The following is an 18,187-nucleotide window of genomic DNA, read 5'->3' as shown; positions in this document are numbered from 1 at the left end:
ACCATGAGCGTTCTTCCCAACCCCTTGCGCGGTGAGGCCGCCTGCCGGATTGGTGATACCGATCTGGTGCTTGTTGTGGAATTTGGCCGGCTGGCCACCTTGTGTGAGGTGGCCGGTTGCGACACCATGGAACAGCTCTATACCCGCCTTATCGGCTTTCATCCCAAAACGGTGATGGCTGCCTTACGTGTGCTCACCACCCATCCAGACGGGGATCAGGCCGCCCGCGATCTGGCACATAAGGCCATTGCCGGCTTGAGCGGTGCTGATGAGCAATCATTCCGCCGGGCAATCACCAGAGCACTTGCCGGCCACATAAACAGCGGCAAAAAACGCCGCGGTGAGACCGACCAGCTTGATGATCTGGAAAAGGCACTGGAGGCCGCATCGGGAAACGCACAAAGCCCCTCGTGATTTCAGAGCATATTCAGCAAATGCTGGCACTGGCAACCGGTGTTCTTGGCTGGCCGCCTCAAACTTTTTGGCGTGCCACCTGGCCGGAGCTGGAAGCCGCCATTGAGGGGCGTACCGGCAAGCGTTCAAAAGATATTATCACTAAGGAGCGGGCAGCGGCGATTGCCCGCCATTATCCTCCCACCAAATCCATCCGGCAGGTCATTTGATGTCTCGCAATGATATTATGGCATATATTGGTGCCAATTCCCGCGGTTTTCATGATGCGATGAACCGCGTGCGCTCCGACACCAAAACAACGGCCAATATGGCAAAGCGGGAGTTTTCTGACCTTTCATCCGGTTTCAACCGCTCAATGACGCTGATCAAGGGTGCCTTGGCGGGGGTGGGGGTTGGCCTGTCCATACAGGGTATCAGGCAGATTGTTTCTGATATCGGCAATATTGAAACCGCAGCACAGCGGGCAGGATTGACGATCAAATCTTTTCAGCAGATGAAATATGTTGCGGAAGCCAATCGCATTGAGGTGAATGCGATGGCTGATGCATTTCGTGAACTGAACCTGCGGGCAAATGAATATGCAGAGACCGGCAAAGGCCCGGCAGCCGATGCATTTGCCAAACTTGGCCTGTCGCCGGAAGAGGTGAAAGAGCGGCTCAAGGATCCGGCAGATTTTATGCTGGAAATTATTGACCGCACCCGCCGGCTCAAAGACACGGCAGCCGGCATGCGCATTTTTGATAAAATCATGGGCGGGCAGGGTGGTGAGCAGTTTGTGGCGCTGATTGAGCAAGGGCGCGACGGGCTGGCAGAAACCATAAAGGAAGGTGAAGAGCTTGGCCGTGTTCTCTCTGACGATGTGGTGAAGGCGGCTGCCGATGTGGACAAGGCTTTTGCAGATATTACCGATACGGTATCGCATGGGCTGAAAGCCGCGATTGTTGAAGCCTTTAAAGAGCTTCAATATTTCATGAACTTGTTAAATAAGGCAGATGAAAGAACAATCGGCACGCTTGAGAGGCAAATTCAGGAAAAGAAAAATACCATTGCCAAAACACAAAGATCAAGCGCAGCTCGCTTTATTATCGCGGGCAGAGATGGGAAGGGTATTGAGCGGCTTGAAAATGAAATTGCAGAACTGGAAAAAATAGTTGCTGATAAAAAAGCGGCTACTGCAAAAAGAGATGATGATAACCGGCCACCCGTTAAGCCTTATATCCCGCCAAAAAATGATAAAACCTCACGCGCTGGCGGCTCTCGCTCGGCTAAAATCAGCGATGCAGAGCGCGAAAAAAAAGCAATTGATGACCTTATTGCCTCATTGCAGGAAGAATTGCGGCTGGTTGGCCTCTCGGATGAGGCGCGCGATAAGGAAATTGCCTTGCGCAAGGCCGGTGCCGGCGCTTCAGAAGAACAGCGCAGCCAGATTATTGCCCTGATTGAGGCGCGCTATCAGGAACAAAAGGCAGTTGAGGCCGTGGAAGCCCAGTTGCGGCGCAATGCAGAGGCCGCACAGGATATGGCTGATATATCCATGCATATGATTGATACAATTATCAGCGGTTCTTTCTCTGCCAAGGAGGCATTATCCGGTTTGTTGCGCCAGATGGCGCAGGCGCTGCTTATGGGGCAAGGGCCATTTGCCAGCCTGTTCGGCATTAGCCCGCAATCATCCGGCCTTGGCGGTCTGGCTAGCCTGATGTTTGGCGGTGCGCGGGCAGCGGGCGGCAGTGTAACACCTGGCAATATGTATCGGGTTAATGAAAAGGGTGAGGAATTCTTCTCTCCCGGCACGCATGGCCGCATCATCCCCCATGATGGCTTGGATGGTGCATCCGGCGGCTTTTCCTTTGCGCCAGTCTATCAGATTGATGCCCGCGGTGCTGATCAGGCGGCAATTACCCGCCTTGAAAAAGGCTTGGCGAAAACCAACCGCGAGATGGAAGCCCGCGTGATCAGCACCATGCGCAAGGCGCAAAAATCCAACGTGAAATTGGGGTGACCGGTGGCTGATACAATTGATATTCTTAGCGACTTCCCCGGCTGGGCAAGTGAGTTTGATCTGTTTTACCGGCAAGAATTAAGCCGCACCGCCGGCGGCACCACGTTGACCCGTGATCTTGGCCGCCCGCTGTGGAAGGCAGCCTATATAACAAGGGTTTTGCGCCCTAATGAGCTGGATTATTGGAAAGCCCGCTTCAAGCCGCTGGATGGCGCATTGCAGCCCTTTGCAGGCCGGCCTGCGGGGCGGTGTTTCCCCGTTGCCTATCCGAACGGGGAGGGGCTTGGCGATGTTTCTGCGGTAAAAATAGCTGAAATCAGGCCGGATAACTGCACTGTTACGCTCAATGGCCTACCGGATGGCTATCGTGCCAGCATTGGCGATTATGTGCAGGTGGCCTCACACCTCTATCAGGTTGCAGGTGTGGAAGGGAACATGCTGCGGTTGTTCCCGCAGCTTTATCCGGGCACAGCCGCCGGCAATGCGGTGGTGCTGATCAGGCCTTCTGTGCCGATGATTATTCTGCCCGGCACATTCACCGCGCAGGCAGACCCCGCCACCGGCCGCGGCACAATTTCTTTTCAGGCAATTGAGTGTTGAGATAAGGAGAAGGATTATGTCTGCAACTTCGCATGATAATAAAGCTGTCACTCACTATCCTCAGGATGAACCGGTTGCTATTCACATCCGCCCGGATGAGAATGGTGAATTTATCGTCAGAGCCGGGAACCGTGGAGAGATATTTTTAGGAACTGCTGAATGGCTTGTTGAGACTGTGGTTTCAGCGGTACTGGGTGGAAGAGTGACGCGCCCCCCAGTACCGGAATGGGCTAAAGAGGCAGGTCAGGCATTTCAGTCTACACGATAGCGTTTTTTGATCAGGGCTGCGGCTTCATCAATAGTTGCAGCCTGATCGGCAAGACGGCCAATAATGCCGCCATTCTTTTCACGCATTTCAACCTTCCATTTCCCGTCTTCCATTCGCGTTATCGTTATCTGGTCGAATGCGTTTACTTCGAGACGTTCATCCATCTTCCGTTCTCCTGCTTGTTAAGTTTTCCCCTTTCTTTGGCCAGCAAGCACGATTCTGCATGTTTCACCTAATTGGCAGGTACTAAAATGCGTTATATTTCAGCTGAAAATCAGCACGCTTTAGAGCAGCGCCTGCTGGTTGCGCGTGACTTCTTGTGGCTTGTTGCCCGCGACAGGAAAACCGGCGCGCCGGTCACAGAAGGCCTGTGGTCTGATGTCGGCCATGTGGTGGCCGATATTATCAGCCCTGATACCGGTCTGGTGGTTACCCGCCCATGGGTTGGCACCGGCTCGCTCATCTCAATTGATGATATTCCGCTTGTTGCCAATTTGTCGGTGCAGAATGTTGATATCCGCATGTCGCAGGTGCATGAGGATGTGGAACGCATTGTGCGTGATTATGATTGCCGGCAGGCGCGGGTTGAAATTTATCGCGGGTTGTTTAACCCGCAAACACGCCTCATGGCCGCACCGGCAGAAAACCGCTTCACCGGCTTTGTTGATCAGATCGTTATCAACACACCTTCAGAAAATGAAGAAGGCAGCGTTGTGATGACCTGCACCAGCCACACACAGGAATTTACCCGCTCCAACCCTGAAACCAGAAGCCACACCTCGCAGGTGCTGCGCCACCCTGATGATACATTTTACAAGGATGCGGCAACAGCCACCGAATGGGAAATCTTCTGGGGCTCTGAAAAAGGCAGGGTGCCCACACAGAAAAAACGTAAGAAGTTTCTGGGGATTTTCTGATGGTGCGGCATGCAACAAGCGCCGATAAAATGGCCTGCATCAGGCTGTTGCGGCAGAGCCATCAGGCGGCAGGGTTTGATTATCCGTTTCAGGCGGCATATGCGGCGCAGCTTTTTGAGCAGCATCTGGCAAGCAATCAGGCCTGTGTGCTGGTTTTGGAGCATGGTGAGCATGTGAGCGGCCTGCTGATGGCGGCATGGTTTGAGCACCCTTTTGGTGCCGGCCGCTATGCCAAGGAAACAGTCTGGTTCATTGCGCCGCAAGCCCGAGGGCGCAGTGCGCTAAAAATGCTTGCCGCCTATGAGGCATGGGCAAGAGGGCAGGGCTGCACCGCCATTGGCATGGCTGCCCTTGCCGGCAATGATGTGTCAAAAATTTATCAGCGATGCGGCTATGAGCCTGCTGAAACACATTTTCTCAAAAGCCTTTGAGGCTGTTATTTCAAGGTTGCATTTATGGCTATCTTCTCCGGTATCGCAGCGGCGATTGGCGGCCTGCTTGGTGGCAGCTTTTTGGCTGGTGTTGGCGGGTTCCTGCTCAAAACAGCGGTTGGCATCGGGCTTAATTTGCTGGCGCAATCTATTGCCGGCAAGCCCAAAGAGCCTGTATTTTCTATTAACGGGCAATTGCAGGGCGGGGGCGATCTGCCGCGCTCATTTATCCTTGGCCGCACGGCAACCGCCGGCTCACTGGTGTGGGTAAACACATGGGGGCGGGACGGGGACACGCCAAATGCCTATCTCACACAGGTTATTGCACTGTCTGACCTGCCGGTTACCGGCTTGCGCAAAGTGTGGGTTAACAGCGAGCCCGTAACCCTGACCGGCAGCAACAGCGGCTGGGGCTACCGCGTGCCGGAATTTGATAATGAGGGCGGCAATCTCTGGATCAAGTTTTATGACGGCACCCAAACCACGGCCGATACTTTTTTGGTTAATACCTGCTCCAATTATAACCGGCAGTGGGACAGAAACCGCATTGGCCGTGGTGTGGCCTATGCCATTGTTACCGCGCGGGTGAGCAAGCAGATGTTCTCCGGTATTCCGAATTTTAAATTCGAGCTGGATGGCTTGCGCCTTTATGACATTGCCAAAGACAGTTCTGCCGGCGGCAATGGCACACACCGGTGGTCTGACCCTTCCACTTGGGGCGGCGATGGTGACCACCTGCCAGCCGTGCAGGCCTATAACCTGCTGCGCGGGCTGCGCTGGAATAATGAGTGGTTCTATGGGGTGCAGGGCATGGCAGCAGGCCGCCTGCCTGCGGCAGACTGGATACACGCTATTAACAAATGCCGCGCGCCAATACAGGGTGTGAGCGGGGCAGAGCCAACCTACCGCGCCGGCGGGGAAGTTACGGTTGATGCGCCACTTGCCAATGCGCTTGAGGCGCTGAACACGGCCTGTCAGGGGCGCATTCCTGAAATTGGCGGCACTTATCTTATGACAGTGGGCGCGCCGGATGCACCGGTGGCGCATTTTACTGATGATGATATTATCTCCACTGACGGGCAATCATTCACGCCGTTTTTCGGGCTGGCAGATACAATCAACGGTGTTTCAGCCACCTATCCCGCGCCTGAAGATGGCTGGGTGGTAAAATCTGCCCCGCCCATTCACCGCACTGATCTGGAGGCAGCGCACGGCAACCGCAGGTTGATGGCGGCGGTTGAGCTCAACTTTGTGCCCTATGCAGAGCAGGTGCAGCGGCTGATGAAATCGGCGCTGGAAGAGGCACAGCGCGCCCGCCGCCACACCATTGTGTTGCCGCCGCGCTTTTGGGCTTATGCAACGCCTGGTGCCATATTTTCATGGAGCTCTGCACGCAATGGCTACACAAACAAGCTGATGCGGGTGGACGGGGTGCTTGACCGCGCCAACCTTGATGTGCAGGTGGATTTAACTGAGGTTGACCCGTCTGATTATGATTGGGACAGCGGCACAGATTTTAAACCGCCGGTGGATGGTGCCCTTGGCGCATTGCGCCCGCAGCCGCAGCCGATTGTTGATTTTTATGCAGAGGCCGGCGTGGCCGTGGACAGCAATGGCAATAACAGGCGCTGCTCTGTTGTGCTTGGCTGGGATGGCAGCAAGGATGATATCGACCTGCTGCGCTTTGAGCTGCGGTTGGTATCCACCCTTGGGGTTATTTATACAGGGCGCACAGAGGATGTGCGCCGCGGCTGGATTGAGATAGCCCCCGGCATTTTGCTGCCCAATACTGAATATGAAGTGCGGGCAACCTATGGCACCTATGCCGGCAACCGCATGTTTGAATGGTCTGACTGGATAAGGGTGCGCACCAAGGATATACGGCTTGGCGCGCTGGATATTTATCCTATCAGCATCGATCAGCTGAATAAGGATGTCAGCGATGTTTTGGAATTTATCGGCGGCGGCCGGCGGGAGATTGAAGATGAGCTGGAGCGCATCGGCCAGCTGGTGGCAGAACAGGACAGCGGCAATTTTGCAGACAAGCAGGAACTGCGCCGCGAGCTTGTTTCATCGCTTGATGCGGCTGAAGCCAGATATGACCTGAAAATAACAGCGGCAACAGGGCCTGACTCTGCACTTGTAGCGCGGATTGAAACACTCACCGCACAGGTGAATGATGATATTGCCACGGCTGTGGACACGCTGCACACCCAGATCACCGATGTAGACGGGCGTGTGAGCGCTAATACGGCGGCAATTACCAGCCTTAAGACACAGGTGGATGATGACATTGCCACGGCAATGGATCTGCTGAGTGCAGAGATAACCACGGTTGACGGCAGGGTTACGGCAAATGCCGGCCACATACAGGCCTTGCTGGCAGAGGTTGACGGTTTGTCATCATCCGTCACCATGCGTGCTGAGGCGCATCAGTCAACAGAGGATGGCTGGGCGGTGTGGGGCGTGCAGGTAAAAACCGGCTCATCGGGGGGCTGGTCACAGGCTGCCTTATATATTGAGACCAGAGACAATTTGAGCCGCATGGTTATGAATGCTGATCAGTTCATCATCACCAATGGCGAAGACAGCACATCACCTTTTACCTTTATCAACGGCGCGGCAGCCATGCAGGTTGCCAATATTGGTGAGGTAACGGCAGGCGTTATCCGCTCGCCTGACGGGCGGTTTGTTATCAATCTGGATGAAGGTTATCTGAGGATTTCTGATGGCTGATGAGTTGTTCCTGACAGGTAAAAAACTGGTTGTGGCAAAAGAGGGGTTTAATGCATCAGACCCGTCTCTGCCTGATGGCAATAAAATGTTTGACAGTGACTGGCTGTTTGCCAGCACTATCGTTGAGGCAGGCCTGTATCTTGATCCGGCACCGCCACGCTTTAAGAAACCCCCGCAAAACCTGACCAGATGGGATGAAAAGACAGACTGGTCATCTCCGAATGTTATCAATTTTACACCGCTGGATTATGTACCGACAGTTATGCTCATCAGCCTTGCAGACCCTCGCTACTGGGCATACCACGGCATGGTTTTGTTAAGTTCAGAGCCGTTGATTAATGATCCGGATTATTATTGGCGCACCGGCGCAATAACGGTGACGGAAAGCAAGATTACCATTCCGCGCATCTACAACAGAGGCAACGGGACGCACTGCAAGGAAAGCTTTATCTATCTCATAATGGCGATGTGACATGGCTGGGAAAATACTTATTGGCAAAAACGGCAATGAGCACGGCATATGGGTGGCGCGCCCCGGTCAAACAGTGGAAGAGGGCGGCTCATATCTTATGTCATCTGTGGCGGATATGCTGAAAATCCACGCTCAGGGCTCTGTTGTCTCTTACGGGAAAAATGAATCTCTTGGTTATTGGCGGCATGATATTGAGGTGAACTTTCCTGAATTGCCATTTATCCCGCTGGCATTTATGGGGTTCAAATCCTCCGGCTCCGAGCCGTTTCGCTTCCCGCCCGATCTCCGGGATGTTGTTACAGCGCACTTTCTTGGAGGAAGCGTGGGGCTTGTCAATGTTATGCCGCCGGTTGGCATTTCGCATAACAAGCTGGTTTTTAAAGGATGGGCATATGGCTATGAGTGCCGCTTCAACTATACGGTGTTTTTGACCAAGCTTAGGGATAAGTTCTGATGGCCGGCCGTGTTTTGTTTCAAAGGGCTGGCGTGGCCAGCCGGTTTAAGTTTCGGGTATCAAAGCCCGGCAAGAGTGTTGATAGCACAGATCTGTTTGATTTTATCATGCATGAGGATATCGGCACGCTTGCGCCTTATGTTACGGGGTCTGTGCAGGTGCCTGCGCACAGCAATGTGCTCATACCTTTCAACCGTACCTATGATGAACCGGCGCTGATCATGCTCAAGCCTTCTGGCGGGTTGGTTGCCTTTATCTCGCAGTTTGAGGCGCGCATTCAGGCCAATATGGCATCTATGCGGATTTATAATAAAACCGGCACATCGCGCTATGTGACCTATTACGTCTATTGGAATTCTATAGGCGGCTGAATCCCCGCCCATCTTTCAACCTTTTAACATGGAGGTCACATGTCTCGTGTGGCTATCAACCACGCTGCGGCCTTGGCAGAGGCTGCGGCGCTGAATGACTATTACCGCAACCGCGCCCTGCTGCTGGCGCAAGCCAACCATGACCTGCAGATAAAAATTGCCGCCCTGCAGGATGAGATCAACGAATTACAGGCAAAGCAAAACCAAATTCTGGCCAAAAATGCGGAGACAGACAATGGCAATTAAAGGCGATTTCACACTGGGGCGGCTGACACTTGTGGCCGGCTCTGAAAATTTTACCACAACCGGCTCTGCCTTAAAAATGGCCGATGTGCGCAGCGGCGATATGCTGATAACGCAATCCGGCGCTGTGCTGGTGATTAACACGATCACCGGTGAAAACAGCGGCACACTTTGCGAGCCGTGCCCGAGCCTTGCCGCAGGCGCAAACCAGCCGTTGCGGGTGCGCTTTCAGGCAGAGCCTTCGCGCCTCATGGCCGCAACCAGAGAGCTTATCATGCAGCTTGGCTCTGGCAATGTGGAGGCATTTTCACGCCTTTCCGGTGCGGCGGATATGGTGCCGGTTTTCACCGGTGCGGGGGCTATGGCGCTGCTATCGGCGGCAGAGCTTGGCGAACGCGCCGGCGGCATGAAGCAGGGCGTTTACGACCCTGACGGCGTTAAGGCCGATGCCTTTGATATGGCGCATATGAAAGAGAGCGAAAATGCGCTTATCCTCACGCCTGATGAGCGCAGCGCCATTGCGCAAAACAGTGCTGAGCGGCATGAGCATGACAACAAAGCCGTGCTGGATGCGGCAACAGCCCCCTACACCACAGAAGAAAAAGCCAAGCTGCTGACCGTTGCAGAAAATGCCGCACCAACCAATGTGGGCACTGTGGGGGCGGCGCTGGCTGCTGCTGCCGGTGAGCAGACAATTTCAGATGCTGATGCCGTGGCCGGTGTTAAAAGCGGCACCTCGGCCATGCGCCGCTGGACATGGGGAAGTATCAAAGCAGGCATAAAAGCCATGACCGATGCCCTCTATGCCACCGCTGCACAAGGCGCAAAGGCAGACAGCGCAGTGCAGCCGGCTGCACTGGCAGAAAAACTTGGCAAAACTGAACAAGCCAGCGACAGCGCGGCACTTGGCGGCAAGGCGGCTGCACAGTGGCAGGCAGAGATTGATGCGGCGGGCAACTGGCCAGGCGTTTATACAGGGAGCGACCCGGATGAGGTTAATTTCCCGATAGGTCACTATGTGGTGGTTCCTTCGTCCGGAAAACCGCCTAGAAATTCTACGGCGACCATAAGGCTCGCCACAGAAAACGCCATTTACACTATTGGCGGTTCGGGGCCAGTATTGGCGGGTGTGTGGAGACAGCGCGGTTATTTTGAATATTACAACAACTTAAATCTTTACCAAAGGGTTAGCTAAATGAAAATCCACGAAATTTTTTCAGTCCGGCGTGATATTGACGGTGCACTGTTAATTGACGCTGATTTTACTGGGGTTAACACAGGGGAGCGCCTGCGGGCAGTCTACGCACTGCGAGACGGTGATAATTACGGCTCTGCGCCAATGTTTCGCCAGTGGCTTGCAGACCATCCAGAGCAGGAAATTCTGCCCTATGTGCCGCCTAAGCCGCAGCCCGAGCCTGTAACCGTAATGCCCGCAGTCACACTTTGGGAGAGGTTGAGCAATGATGAGGCGGAGCAGGTTGAGGCAGCTATGGCCATGCAGCCGGTGCGTGTGCGGCAGATTTTCATGACTGCCAGCACCTACCGCTCCGATCATGAGCTATGGCCGGTGCTGCAACAGGTCGCTGTTCAGCTATTTGGTGAAAAACGCGCTGCGGAGATATTGGCGGCGTAGGTTTATGTTTGAGGCTTATTGCTCTGCTATAAGTGCTTTTTAGCTGCTCTTTTTATAATCGAATGCGCAACAAAAAAACGCTTTGTAATGTGGAAGCAATAAGCCGCTCCTTTTTCTTTGTAGCATGCTTTCATGACGTATAAATAATTTCGCCCATGAATTTGCCGGAAAGTATCCATAAGTGCTTTCAACAGTTGCGCTTTGATATTTTCCGGTGCTGTTCTGGCAATCTTTCTGACAGCAATCCTTAGTTGATAAAGAGAAAAACCCATAAGGGCACTCAAGGCTTCATCATTCATTTTGCCATGAACTTTTTCATAGCGTGTTTTTAGATCAAGCACGGCCTGCATTGGCTTGATTTCATCTGTTATGCGCATGCTGCTTAAAATGCTGCCATCGCGCTGGCGATATGCATATAATGGCTTGTCTATATAAAATATGGATTTAGCCAGAGATACCATGAGAGGGATAACGCTGATATCTTCAAATATTTTTCCAAAAGGAAATTCTGTTTCTTTTATAAGGATATCCTTGCGGAAAATTTTTGAATGCGGGTGCAGGTTGACACTCCGTATTAATGCTGAAAATGCAATGGTATTATCTGTTTCGTGAAAACCGGATGCGCCAATATATGTTGCCTGCTCAAGCTTGAGGCACTGGTTTTGTTTTACAGGGTCATCAAATAATAGGTTAAAATTGAAAAATATAACATCTGCCTGAGCATTTTTGATTGCTGATAATATGACATCAACACTGCCCCCTAAAATCAGGTCATCAGAATCAAAAAACCACACATATTCTCCTGATGACAGAGAAAACAAAGTGTTTCTTGCAAAGCTTACCCCCTTGTTTTCTTCTGCTGTAACAAGTTTGAAGTTATTTTTGAGATAGATCGGGCTGTTTTTTATAATATCAACAGTGCTATCCGTAGAGGCGTCATCATAAACAATAACTTCGCACTCAGGAGTGAGTTGTTTTTCAATGCTTTCAAGACATTCATAAATATATTTTTCAACATTATATGCCGGAACCAGAATGCTAAGTTTAATTTTTGATGTTGACATATGCGCCTCGCCTTCAGGTGCCAGATGCCATATGGAATAACAGAAAACAAGGGGGAGTGATTACAGATAAATTGATTATAAAATTTGATTAACTTGGTTTGACAGAGCCGGAAGAAAACAGTTACTTGGCGCATAATTTTATAATTGGTTTGGCGGGACATGGCAATTTTTGTAATTAACCTTGAGAGAAGGCCGGAGCGGCTTGCGCATATTGGCCGGCAATTGCGCGGTTTGGGGCTTGGCTTCACCCGTGTGGATGCGGTTGACGGAATCAGGCTTGCTGCGGAGGAGCGTGAAAAATACAAGGTTGATCCTAACTGGCCGCGCCCCTCTGATGCAGAATTTGCCTGTTTTATGAGCCATCGCAAATGCTGGCAGCAATTGCTGCAAAGCGGTGAGAAATATGCCGTGGTGATGGAGGATGATGTTGTTATCTCTCCAAGTGCTGAAAAGTTTTTAGCAGGTTTTGATTGGGTGCCACCATCCATAGAGTTATTGCGTTTTGAAACGGGCAATATAAAGGCCAATTATAAGAGATGGGGCGCTTTTCCTGTCCTTGGCAGAAGTGTGTATGAGCTGGCATCCTTCCATTTTGGCACGGGTGCCTATCTCATTTCGCGTAAGCTGGCAGGCAGGTTGCTTGCTCTATCTGATAATTATATTCCGGTGCCAATTGATCATTTTTTATTTGATCCGGATATTAGCGGCTGCCATGGTGGCGGTGCGCACCAATTGGTACCTGCTATTTGCATTCAAGAGCGGTTCCTTGAGAAGGAAGATTCAATATTTGAAGGAGATATTGAGGGGCGTTCTGTTTATGATGCCAGAATGAAAAACCGGCCTAAAATTTCTGGTTATCGCAAAATTATACGTGAAATAAAAAAGGGGCTGAATAAAGCGGCCAGATTTCCTTTTGAAAAGCGTTTTATCGTTCCTTATGAGTAATTGGAAAAATATATGTCGCGTGTTGTGAATAGCCTTTGGATAGGCAAGCGCCTTGGTGCTGTGCATGCTGCATGTTTGCGCTCTTTTTTGCGCCATGGCCATGAGGTGGTGCTGCACTCCTATGGCACGCCGGAAGATACCCCCAAAGGGGTTAAGGTTTTTGATGCTGCCAAATTGATGAAAGAGAGCGAGATTGTGCAAACGCGCTCCGGCAATCTGGCTTTGGCATCTGATATTTATCGCTATAGAATTTTGCGCGAAGGTTTGGGCTTATATGCCGATTGCGATGTTTATTGCATCAAACCGGTGGAAGACAGTGATTATATTATGGGTTGGGAAGCGCATAATACAATCAATGGCGCTGTTTTAAAAGTGCCGCATAACAGCGCCATGCTGCAACAATTGCAGGCCGCTGCGGAAGATCCTTATTTTATCCCGCCGTGGTTTTCGCGCAGTCGCAGAATGCGCTATCAATTGAGAAAAGCTTTCTGGTGGCCAAAGCCTGTTTCGCGGCAGGCATGGGGCGTGATTGGCTCGGGGTTGATAACATATGTGGCAAAGGAGCTGGGGCTGGGGCACTTGGCAAGCCCGATAGATTATTATTATCCTATGCACTACACTTGTGCCTCTTTGCTTTCTGAAAAAGGCTTGAGTGTGAAAGAGCTGATAACCCCGCGCACAGTGGCGTTTCATTTATATAATTCAGCCACCGATAAACAGGAAATACTGCCCGATACCCCGCTATATGAAATTATCAATTCCTGAATTCTGCCATCTTGGCGGGGCAGTCGTTTCGGTGACGGGGCTGCGGCCTTGTGCATATTGGCCGGCAATCGGGCGTTTTGGCAGGGTTATGCCAAGCGCCAAGCCGGCTAAAACAGCCCATAATCTTGTTAGCTGGGCTTATGCTCAGGCAAAACCCAAAACGCCATCACCAATGATGAAACCGCGCCAAGCGCAAATGCACCGGCAAACGGCGCAGATAGCCAGCTCTCTGCAATTGCCTGCAGGTAAGCTTTCTCCTTGTTTGCCGGCACTATATACACACCCCATAAAAAAGCGCCGCACCCGCCCAAAAGAGCAACCAGCAAATAGCTCTGCCATGAACGGCACAGGCGCAAGGCTAAATAAATTATTGCCAGAACAAGAGCAGGCGGGGTGTTGATTGCAATGGCTGTCAGCGGCATTACAAATAAAGCCCAGGCGGCAAAGCCAAGAACTAAGAGAGCATCCAGTTGCGGCTGAAGTGCAGCATAATATGTGGCTATGAGCGCCACAATGCCCCCGCCAATGGCCGGACATAATGAAAACCCTATTCCGACCTTCCAGTAAGGATAACCATTCATAGCGCGCAACCTAGTTGTTTAGAGCAGCCTGAAAACCTGCCGCCACGGGCGGCTATTGGCGGGCAAGGTGGCATAGCCGGCTTTGCTTTGCAAAGATATCCTCAAAGTTCTAACTTGGGCTAAACGATTCAAATAATGCAGTTTATCCGGTCAGGGGTTTGACCGGATAAGCAATCAATTTTATTATTTTAAAGTCGGGTTAAAACTTGGGATTATCTTTTCATCTGTAGGGGGGAATTGAATACCAATGATTTTCTGCATGTCGGCATTAGATAGAGCGACATCTGCTTTAAACTGATGTTTACTATATCTACCGCTTTCAAACACAAGTTCTGCTATTTTTTTTAATAAAAGTGGCTCTTCAAAAGGTATTGCGTTGCTACCGATATCTAAAGGCTCGGTTGTCCTCCATTTTTTAAAGGATATTTGCTTGTAAAGATTCGTAACTTGTCGATCATCGAATAACCCTAAATCCTTTGAGCGATAAATCATCGCTTGGATTGATACTTTCCATCGCGCTTTTAAATTTACAAAGCCATCTAACCGAGATGAATAAACTTCATTTGGAAAAGATTGACGGGGTAAGAGAAAAGCAGACGCAAATTTATCCGCCTCTCGTTCAATGCGTTTAAGGCGATCTTTATCTTCGATTTCTTCAGCCCCTACCCATTTATGCAAACATAAGTGAGCTAGTTCATGCGCAACATCGAATCTTGCTCTTGCGGCAGATTTTTTTTCTGATGCAAGAAATATGAATGGGCGCGCACCCGACCAAAACGAAAATGCTTCAACATTTTCGTTTTCAACCGTGTATCGAGTAACAATGACTCCCTTTGTTTCCAGTAGTCTAATCACATTTGTTATCGGCCCCAGACCAAGCCCAAAATGCTCACGCACAGTTTGTGCGTGTTGTTCAATTTCATTGTCTGTGTAAGCCTCTCCAAGCGGTTCAAAGAATGGTATGTCAACGGCTGGATAGTTTACATACTCATCAAATGCATATGCGATTGAAGATGCCCATCGAGCATAAATTTCACACGCCCGATTGCGGCGCTTAGTGTCTGCACCAACCTTTCGGAAAAAGATTGCACTGTGAATTCCAAAGTCTATTCTGTTATCTTTAGTAAAAAAAGCATAGGGTAGCTGGAGCTCATGGATTATAGCTTCCATTACTGTGGGATCAGGCTTCTTATCGCCAGATTCATATGAGGATACAGCTTGTCTGGAGACGCCGATTTTTTCAGCTAGTTCAGTTTGTGTAAGCCGAGAAGCTAACCGCGCCTCGGTTAATCTTTCAGGAATCAGAAGCCGCCCAGGCAGGGTGGGGCGGGCGGTTCCGGGAAACTGAACAATTTTATCAGTTGTTGTCATTGTCCTTTATCCACCGCTCAATATCTTCCTTAAGTAAATTGAGTTCATCAAAGTCGTAGTCGGTATTTTCAGGTGGTACAGTTTTGTCAATTTTCACTTCGTGCGGGAGTTTGAGCAAATTTGGAGACTGCCAAGAGTACCTTTGATTAGAATCAGGTGCAGGCATTGCTATATGAGCAAATGTCAAATCTTGATAGCCATGTATTATATGAAAATGCGGCAATCCTGAAATTTCAAACTCTTTCTCGATTTCTGGGAACGCAAATAATGATTGAGTTCTTAGCCGTGCGTTTTCTCTGAAGGCAACTGGCCGCGGCTGACGTTTTGGGTTGGCAACTAAACTGATTGAAGCTGTTGAATGTGTAAACTGTAATTCAAGATAGCTTCCTGTAGGTTTGGCAAATGGTGTCCATCTGCATTCACAATCAAGAGAGCCATTTTTTACTGCTCGTTGAAAGCCAAAATCGACTGCCCAGGAAATGACGCGACCTTTATTAAACTGAGCGCTTTCAGCCTTAAAAATTGGGTTATCCTGATAAATTTCATCAACTGCTGCATATGCAGTTTTAAGAATTGTTGGGATTGTGGGTCATTGGGAAACAGGCATTTGGTCTTTAATGAAAGATTCAGGATGGATCACAAGAGCCTCTTTTTATTGGATTTTATAGATGGCAACCAAATACGATTTATTTATATATTTGTCAACCATTCATGAAAACAATTAAATAAATGCAGCCGTGCTGCCGCCAATCGGCGCTTCTGGGCTGCTGTTTAGCCCGCTCTTTTTTAAACGCCGCTGTTTTGCGGCATTTTCATAAGGAAAATCGAAAATGGATAAAACCGTGCCCGCCGGCGCGGCAATCCTGCTTAACTTCATCCGCAAGGTTGAGGTGGGGCGGGATGACCGCGCTTCTTATGATGTTATCTATGGCAATAATCAGCACCGGCTGCCAAAGCCCATTACCAGCATGACAATTGGTGAGCTGGTGGATGCGCAGGCTGATTTTGCGCGCCGGTTCAAATCTTCCGCGGCTGGCGGCTATCAGTTTATGCGTGCCACCTTGCAGGATCTTTCGCGTGAATTGCATCTTTCTGGCCGGCAGGTGTTTGAACCGGATTTGCAAGACAGGCTGGCCTATCATCTGCTCAAGCGCCGCGGCTATGAAGAGTTTATGGCAGGGCAAATTTCAACCACAGAGTTCGGTAAACGGCTGGCAATGGAATGGGCATCATTGCCGGTGCTGGTTGCCACCAAAGGCCGCCATTCGCCGCTTGTGCGCGGGCAATCTTTCTATGCCGGTGATGCATTGAACAAGGCTCTGGTGCGGCCGGAGGTGGTGGAGGCTGTGCTGGCGCAGGTGCAGGCAGCCGGCGTAGCGCAAGAGCAGGGGCAGGGGCAGCCCGCGCCGCAACCGGTTGGCAAATCCAAACGGTTTTGGACATGGCTCACCGCTGCGGCTTTGCCGGCGCTCGGGCTTTTGGATTGGCGGGTGCAGATGGTTTCTGTGGTGGGGTGCATCGGGCTTGCGGCCTATGCCATTTATTCCATGCCGCAGGTAAAGGCCAGAATAGCCAGATTGGTTGAGGGGCTGTGATATGAAAATTTATGGTTTGATTTTGCTGGCGCTGCTCATGGCCGGCGCCGGTTTGTATCAGCTTGGGCGCAGTGATGCGCTGGCGCGATATAATTATTCGGCTGTGCTTTCTTCAGTAAAAATTCTGCGTGATAAAGGTGCCATTCATGCGCAAGTCTCTCATTCTGCCGCTGCTGCTCTGTGCCGTGATTACGGGTTGCCAGACGGTGAAATCTCCAAATGTGTGCGAGGGGTTCGGGAAATTACAGCCAAGCCTTGAAACCGCAATCTATATCACCGCCAAAGACCGGCCATTTGCCAATCAGGTGGCGGCACATAACCGTTTTGGCGCAAAATATGGGTGCTGGTGATGAAAGAACAGGTTGCTGAACGTGCAACAACGGCCATTGCGGCCGGCGCTGCGATGAACCCTGTGTGGCTGCCGCATCTGGAGCAGGCGCTTTCCCTCACCCTGTCTGTTCTGGGGGTGATCTGGCTTCTGGTGCAGATAGCCCACAAGCTGAAACACTGGAAATGATAAACGCATAATAACCCCGCGCCGTGCAAGGTGCGGGGTGGGGGGGCAAAAAGAAAAACACTCTCTCCAATCGGTTAAGGAGAGAGTGTTGAGTATTTTAAATGTTTTTACTTTATGTATGTTATTTTTATTACACAGCTAGCAAAAAAGATATTTTTAATCGCTATGTTTTTTGTTTCTTGTAATTGTTATATTTTCAAGCGAAAGGTATTTGGGTTGTAATTGGCAAAAATTGCGAAGGCACATGATACATACTAAATTGCGAGAATTGCGCAAAAAATCTAAGAAACGTTTACAAGATGTTGCTGATGCAAATGAGTTGTCTGTGGGATACCTAAGTCAGATTGAGACGGGTAAAATTGAGCCATCAATTTCACAGTTGCGGCGATTGGCATCGTATTATGGTGTTGGTGTCGTTTATTTTTTTGAATCTGAAAATGATGATCAAATTTTGGTGCGCGCTAATGAACGCCCAGTCTTCGGTCGTCCAGGCTCGCCATTAGTCTATGAATTGCTTCGTAATAACATGGCAGGATTTGATCTTCAGGCCGCAATAATTAAAATTGCACCTCATTATGAAGAACCGCAAGGGCTTTTTGTAACCTGCCAGAGTGAAGAGTTTATTTATGTTTTATCTGGCGTTTTAGGATTTGAGTATAATGGACAAATGTATTTAGCTAATGAAGGGGATTCCATATGTTATCGGGCAAATTTCCCTTACAGATTGTTCAACCCAACCGATAATATGACTATAATTATAGGTATTGGAGCTCCATCAGCTACATGAAAATAAAGCTGCCAGAGATGT

At 50.3% G+C, this 18,187-nt stretch carries 24 protein-coding genes; 20 read left to right on the top strand and 4 right to left on the bottom strand.

Annotated elements, in window-relative coordinates; all coding sequences use genetic code 11:
- Positions 1 to 3 precede the first annotated feature (3 nt).
- The 5 genes from ACSTTO_RS12575 to ACSTTO_RS12555 are packed head-to-tail and all read left to right on the top strand — an operon-like array spanning position 4 to position 3,284.
- Positions 4 to 414 carry a hypothetical protein gene (locus tag ACSTTO_RS12575; RefSeq protein ID WP_439273546.1) on the top strand — a complete coding sequence of 137 codons (411 nt, stop codon included), beginning with the start codon at positions 4 to 6 and terminating at the stop codon, positions 412 to 414.
- Complete coding sequence (locus tag ACSTTO_RS12570; RefSeq protein ID WP_439273545.1) at positions 411 to 623, top strand: phage tail assembly chaperone; 213 nt, start codon at positions 411 to 413, stop codon at positions 621 to 623. Before ACSTTO_RS12575 ends, ACSTTO_RS12570 begins: the two co-directional genes overlap by 4 nt.
- Positions 623 to 2,416 (top strand): phage tail tape measure protein, encoded by a 1,794-nt coding sequence (locus tag ACSTTO_RS12565; RefSeq protein ID WP_439273544.1) that lies wholly within the window; start codon positions 623 to 625, stop codon positions 2,414 to 2,416. The genes ACSTTO_RS12570 and ACSTTO_RS12565 overlap by 1 nt, the downstream gene beginning before the upstream one ends.
- Positions 2,417 to 2,419: 3 nt before the next feature.
- The gene (locus tag ACSTTO_RS12560) at positions 2,420 to 3,016 is read left to right on the top strand and encodes a hypothetical protein (protein ID WP_439273543.1); all 597 of its coding nucleotides are present in this window, start codon (positions 2,420 to 2,422) and stop codon (positions 3,014 to 3,016) included.
- 16 nt (positions 3,017 to 3,032) lie between these two features.
- Positions 3,033 to 3,284 carry a hypothetical protein gene (locus ACSTTO_RS12555; RefSeq protein ID WP_439273542.1) on the top strand — a complete coding sequence of 84 codons (252 nt, stop codon included), beginning with the start codon at positions 3,033 to 3,035 and terminating at the stop codon, positions 3,282 to 3,284.
- On the opposite strand, the gene ACSTTO_RS12550 is transcribed toward ACSTTO_RS12555, so the two are convergent.
- A complete protein-coding gene (locus ACSTTO_RS12550; protein ID WP_439273541.1) occupies positions 3,269 to 3,448 on the bottom strand; it encodes a hypothetical protein in 180 nt (59 codons plus the stop codon). The two genes, ACSTTO_RS12555 and ACSTTO_RS12550, sit on opposite strands and share 16 nt — an antisense overlap.
- Before the next feature lie 87 nt (positions 3,449 to 3,535).
- Between ACSTTO_RS12550 and ACSTTO_RS12545 the strand changes: the two genes are divergently transcribed.
- From ACSTTO_RS12545 to ACSTTO_RS12505, 9 genes are read left to right on the top strand one after another with little or no spacing between them, the layout of a single operon-like run.
- Complete coding sequence (locus ACSTTO_RS12545; protein WP_439273540.1) at positions 3,536 to 4,201, top strand: hypothetical protein; 666 nt, start codon at positions 3,536 to 3,538, stop codon at positions 4,199 to 4,201.
- A complete protein-coding gene (locus ACSTTO_RS12540) occupies positions 4,201 to 4,632 on the top strand; it encodes a GNAT family N-acetyltransferase (protein ID WP_439273539.1) in 432 nt (143 codons plus the stop codon). Before ACSTTO_RS12545 ends, ACSTTO_RS12540 begins: the two co-directional genes overlap by 1 nt.
- Before the next feature lie 24 nt (positions 4,633 to 4,656).
- Positions 4,657 to 7,368: a phage tail protein gene (locus ACSTTO_RS12535; RefSeq protein WP_439273538.1), complete on the top strand. Its 2,712-nt coding sequence runs from the start codon at positions 4,657 to 4,659 to the stop codon at positions 7,366 to 7,368.
- Entirely contained in the window at positions 7,361 to 7,840 is a 480-nt protein-coding gene (locus tag ACSTTO_RS12530) for a hypothetical protein (RefSeq protein ID WP_439273537.1), read from the top strand. Before ACSTTO_RS12535 ends, ACSTTO_RS12530 begins: the two co-directional genes overlap by 8 nt.
- A gap of 1 nt (position 7,841) precedes the next feature.
- Positions 7,842 to 8,294 (top strand): hypothetical protein, encoded by a 453-nt coding sequence (locus ACSTTO_RS12525; RefSeq protein ID WP_439273536.1) that lies wholly within the window; start codon positions 7,842 to 7,844, stop codon positions 8,292 to 8,294.
- The gene (locus tag ACSTTO_RS12520; RefSeq protein WP_439273535.1) at positions 8,294 to 8,665 is read left to right on the top strand and encodes a hypothetical protein; all 372 of its coding nucleotides are present in this window, start codon (positions 8,294 to 8,296) and stop codon (positions 8,663 to 8,665) included. Before ACSTTO_RS12525 ends, ACSTTO_RS12520 begins: the two co-directional genes overlap by 1 nt.
- Before the next feature lie 39 nt (positions 8,666 to 8,704).
- Positions 8,705 to 8,911, top strand: coding sequence for a hypothetical protein (locus ACSTTO_RS12515; RefSeq protein ID WP_439273534.1), 207 nt, complete (start codon positions 8,705 to 8,707; stop codon positions 8,909 to 8,911).
- Entirely contained in the window at positions 8,901 to 10,103 is a 1,203-nt protein-coding gene (locus ACSTTO_RS12510) for a hypothetical protein (RefSeq protein ID WP_439273533.1), read from the top strand. Before ACSTTO_RS12515 ends, ACSTTO_RS12510 begins: the two co-directional genes overlap by 11 nt.
- Complete coding sequence (locus ACSTTO_RS12505; RefSeq protein ID WP_439273532.1) at positions 10,104 to 10,541, top strand: hypothetical protein; 438 nt, start codon at positions 10,104 to 10,106, stop codon at positions 10,539 to 10,541.
- A gap of 26 nt (positions 10,542 to 10,567) precedes the next feature.
- Here the strand turns inward: ACSTTO_RS12505 and ACSTTO_RS12500 are convergent, their stop codons facing one another.
- The gene (locus ACSTTO_RS12500; RefSeq protein ID WP_439273531.1) at positions 10,568 to 11,605 is read right to left on the bottom strand and encodes a glycosyltransferase family 2 protein; all 1,038 of its coding nucleotides are present in this window, start codon (positions 11,603 to 11,605) and stop codon (positions 10,568 to 10,570) included.
- Positions 11,606 to 11,764: 159 nt separating this feature from the next.
- On the opposite strand from ACSTTO_RS12500, the gene ACSTTO_RS12495 reads away from it, so the two are divergent.
- Both ACSTTO_RS12495 and ACSTTO_RS12490 read left to right on the top strand, forming a co-directional pair.
- On the top strand, positions 11,765 to 12,550 hold the full coding sequence (locus ACSTTO_RS12495; protein ID WP_439273530.1) for a glycosyltransferase family 25 protein: 786 nt from the start codon (positions 11,765 to 11,767) through the stop codon (positions 12,548 to 12,550).
- A gap of 12 nt (positions 12,551 to 12,562) precedes the next feature.
- Positions 12,563 to 13,315 carry a glycosyltransferase family 32 protein gene (locus ACSTTO_RS12490; protein ID WP_439273529.1) on the top strand — a complete coding sequence of 251 codons (753 nt, stop codon included), beginning with the start codon at positions 12,563 to 12,565 and terminating at the stop codon, positions 13,313 to 13,315.
- Between the two features lie 128 nt (positions 13,316 to 13,443).
- Here ACSTTO_RS12490 and ACSTTO_RS12485 read toward each other — a convergent pair whose 3' ends face one another.
- Together ACSTTO_RS12485 and ACSTTO_RS12480 are read right to left on the bottom strand one after the other, a co-directional pair.
- Entirely contained in the window at positions 13,444 to 13,896 is a 453-nt protein-coding gene (locus ACSTTO_RS12485) for a hypothetical protein (protein WP_439273528.1), read from the bottom strand.
- Between the two features lie 183 nt (positions 13,897 to 14,079).
- Complete coding sequence (locus ACSTTO_RS12480) at positions 14,080 to 15,267, bottom strand: helix-turn-helix domain-containing protein (protein WP_439273527.1); 1,188 nt, start codon at positions 15,265 to 15,267, stop codon at positions 14,080 to 14,082.
- A gap of 830 nt (positions 15,268 to 16,097) precedes the next feature.
- Between ACSTTO_RS12480 and ACSTTO_RS12475 the strand changes: the two genes are divergently transcribed.
- The 4 genes from ACSTTO_RS12475 to ACSTTO_RS12460 all read left to right on the top strand — a co-directional run bounded on the left by ACSTTO_RS12475 (position 16,098) and on the right by ACSTTO_RS12460 (position 18,166).
- On the top strand, positions 16,098 to 16,862 hold the full coding sequence (locus ACSTTO_RS12475; protein ID WP_439273526.1) for a lysozyme family protein: 765 nt from the start codon (positions 16,098 to 16,100) through the stop codon (positions 16,860 to 16,862).
- A gap of 1 nt (position 16,863) precedes the next feature.
- Positions 16,864 to 17,121, top strand: coding sequence for a hypothetical protein (locus tag ACSTTO_RS12470; RefSeq protein WP_439273525.1), 258 nt, complete (start codon positions 16,864 to 16,866; stop codon positions 17,119 to 17,121).
- Positions 17,122 to 17,211: 90 nt separating this feature from the next.
- Complete coding sequence (locus tag ACSTTO_RS12465; RefSeq protein ID WP_439273524.1) at positions 17,212 to 17,379, top strand: hypothetical protein; 168 nt, start codon at positions 17,212 to 17,214, stop codon at positions 17,377 to 17,379.
- Between the two features lie 244 nt (positions 17,380 to 17,623).
- Positions 17,624 to 18,166 carry a helix-turn-helix domain-containing protein gene (locus tag ACSTTO_RS12460; protein WP_439273523.1) on the top strand — a complete coding sequence of 181 codons (543 nt, stop codon included), beginning with the start codon at positions 17,624 to 17,626 and terminating at the stop codon, positions 18,164 to 18,166.
- Positions 18,167 to 18,187 lie beyond the last annotated feature (21 nt).

This window comes from Pseudochrobactrum albidum, from assembly GCF_051851455.1.
Taxonomy (GTDB): Bacteria; Pseudomonadota; Alphaproteobacteria; order Rhizobiales; family Rhizobiaceae; genus Pseudochrobactrum.
This window is presented reverse-complemented; position numbering and strand designations above follow the sequence as displayed.

Excerpts from the sequence above, each read along its gene's own strand:
- ACSTTO_RS12575 (WP_439273546.1), top strand. The coding sequence starts at position 4 with ATGAGCGTTCTTCCCAACCCCTTGCGCGGTGAGGCCGCCTGCCGGATT.
- ACSTTO_RS12565 (WP_439273544.1), top strand. The coding sequence starts at position 623 with ATGTCTCGCAATGATATTATGGCATATATTGGTGCCAATTCCCGCGGT.
- ACSTTO_RS12555 (WP_439273542.1), top strand. The coding sequence starts at position 3,033 with ATGTCTGCAACTTCGCATGATAATAAAGCTGTCACTCACTATCCTCAG.
- ACSTTO_RS12550 (WP_439273541.1), bottom strand. The coding sequence starts at position 3,448 with ATGGATGAACGTCTCGAAGTAAACGCATTCGACCAGATAACGATAACG.
- ACSTTO_RS12545 (WP_439273540.1), top strand. The coding sequence starts at position 3,536 with ATGCGTTATATTTCAGCTGAAAATCAGCACGCTTTAGAGCAGCGCCTG.
- ACSTTO_RS12540 (WP_439273539.1), top strand. The coding sequence starts at position 4,201 with ATGGTGCGGCATGCAACAAGCGCCGATAAAATGGCCTGCATCAGGCTG.
- ACSTTO_RS12535 (WP_439273538.1), top strand. The coding sequence starts at position 4,657 with ATGGCTATCTTCTCCGGTATCGCAGCGGCGATTGGCGGCCTGCTTGGT.
- ACSTTO_RS12530 (WP_439273537.1), top strand. The coding sequence starts at position 7,361 with ATGGCTGATGAGTTGTTCCTGACAGGTAAAAAACTGGTTGTGGCAAAA.
- ACSTTO_RS12525 (WP_439273536.1), top strand. The coding sequence starts at position 7,842 with ATGGCTGGGAAAATACTTATTGGCAAAAACGGCAATGAGCACGGCATA.
- ACSTTO_RS12520 (WP_439273535.1), top strand. The coding sequence starts at position 8,294 with ATGGCCGGCCGTGTTTTGTTTCAAAGGGCTGGCGTGGCCAGCCGGTTT.
- ACSTTO_RS12515 (WP_439273534.1), top strand. The coding sequence starts at position 8,705 with ATGTCTCGTGTGGCTATCAACCACGCTGCGGCCTTGGCAGAGGCTGCG.
- ACSTTO_RS12510 (WP_439273533.1), top strand. The coding sequence starts at position 8,901 with ATGGCAATTAAAGGCGATTTCACACTGGGGCGGCTGACACTTGTGGCC.
- ACSTTO_RS12505 (WP_439273532.1), top strand. The coding sequence starts at position 10,104 with ATGAAAATCCACGAAATTTTTTCAGTCCGGCGTGATATTGACGGTGCA.
- ACSTTO_RS12500 (WP_439273531.1), bottom strand. The coding sequence starts at position 11,605 with ATGTCAACATCAAAAATTAAACTTAGCATTCTGGTTCCGGCATATAAT.
- ACSTTO_RS12495 (WP_439273530.1), top strand. The coding sequence starts at position 11,765 with ATGGCAATTTTTGTAATTAACCTTGAGAGAAGGCCGGAGCGGCTTGCG.
- ACSTTO_RS12490 (WP_439273529.1), top strand. The coding sequence starts at position 12,563 with ATGTCGCGTGTTGTGAATAGCCTTTGGATAGGCAAGCGCCTTGGTGCT.
- ACSTTO_RS12485 (WP_439273528.1), bottom strand. The coding sequence starts at position 13,896 with ATGAATGGTTATCCTTACTGGAAGGTCGGAATAGGGTTTTCATTATGT.
- ACSTTO_RS12480 (WP_439273527.1), bottom strand. The coding sequence starts at position 15,267 with ATGACAACAACTGATAAAATTGTTCAGTTTCCCGGAACCGCCCGCCCC.
- ACSTTO_RS12475 (WP_439273526.1), top strand. The coding sequence starts at position 16,098 with ATGGATAAAACCGTGCCCGCCGGCGCGGCAATCCTGCTTAACTTCATC.
- ACSTTO_RS12470 (WP_439273525.1), top strand. The coding sequence starts at position 16,864 with ATGAAAATTTATGGTTTGATTTTGCTGGCGCTGCTCATGGCCGGCGCC.
- ACSTTO_RS12465 (WP_439273524.1), top strand. The coding sequence starts at position 17,212 with ATGAAAGAACAGGTTGCTGAACGTGCAACAACGGCCATTGCGGCCGGC.
- ACSTTO_RS12460 (WP_439273523.1), top strand. The coding sequence starts at position 17,624 with ATGATACATACTAAATTGCGAGAATTGCGCAAAAAATCTAAGAAACGT.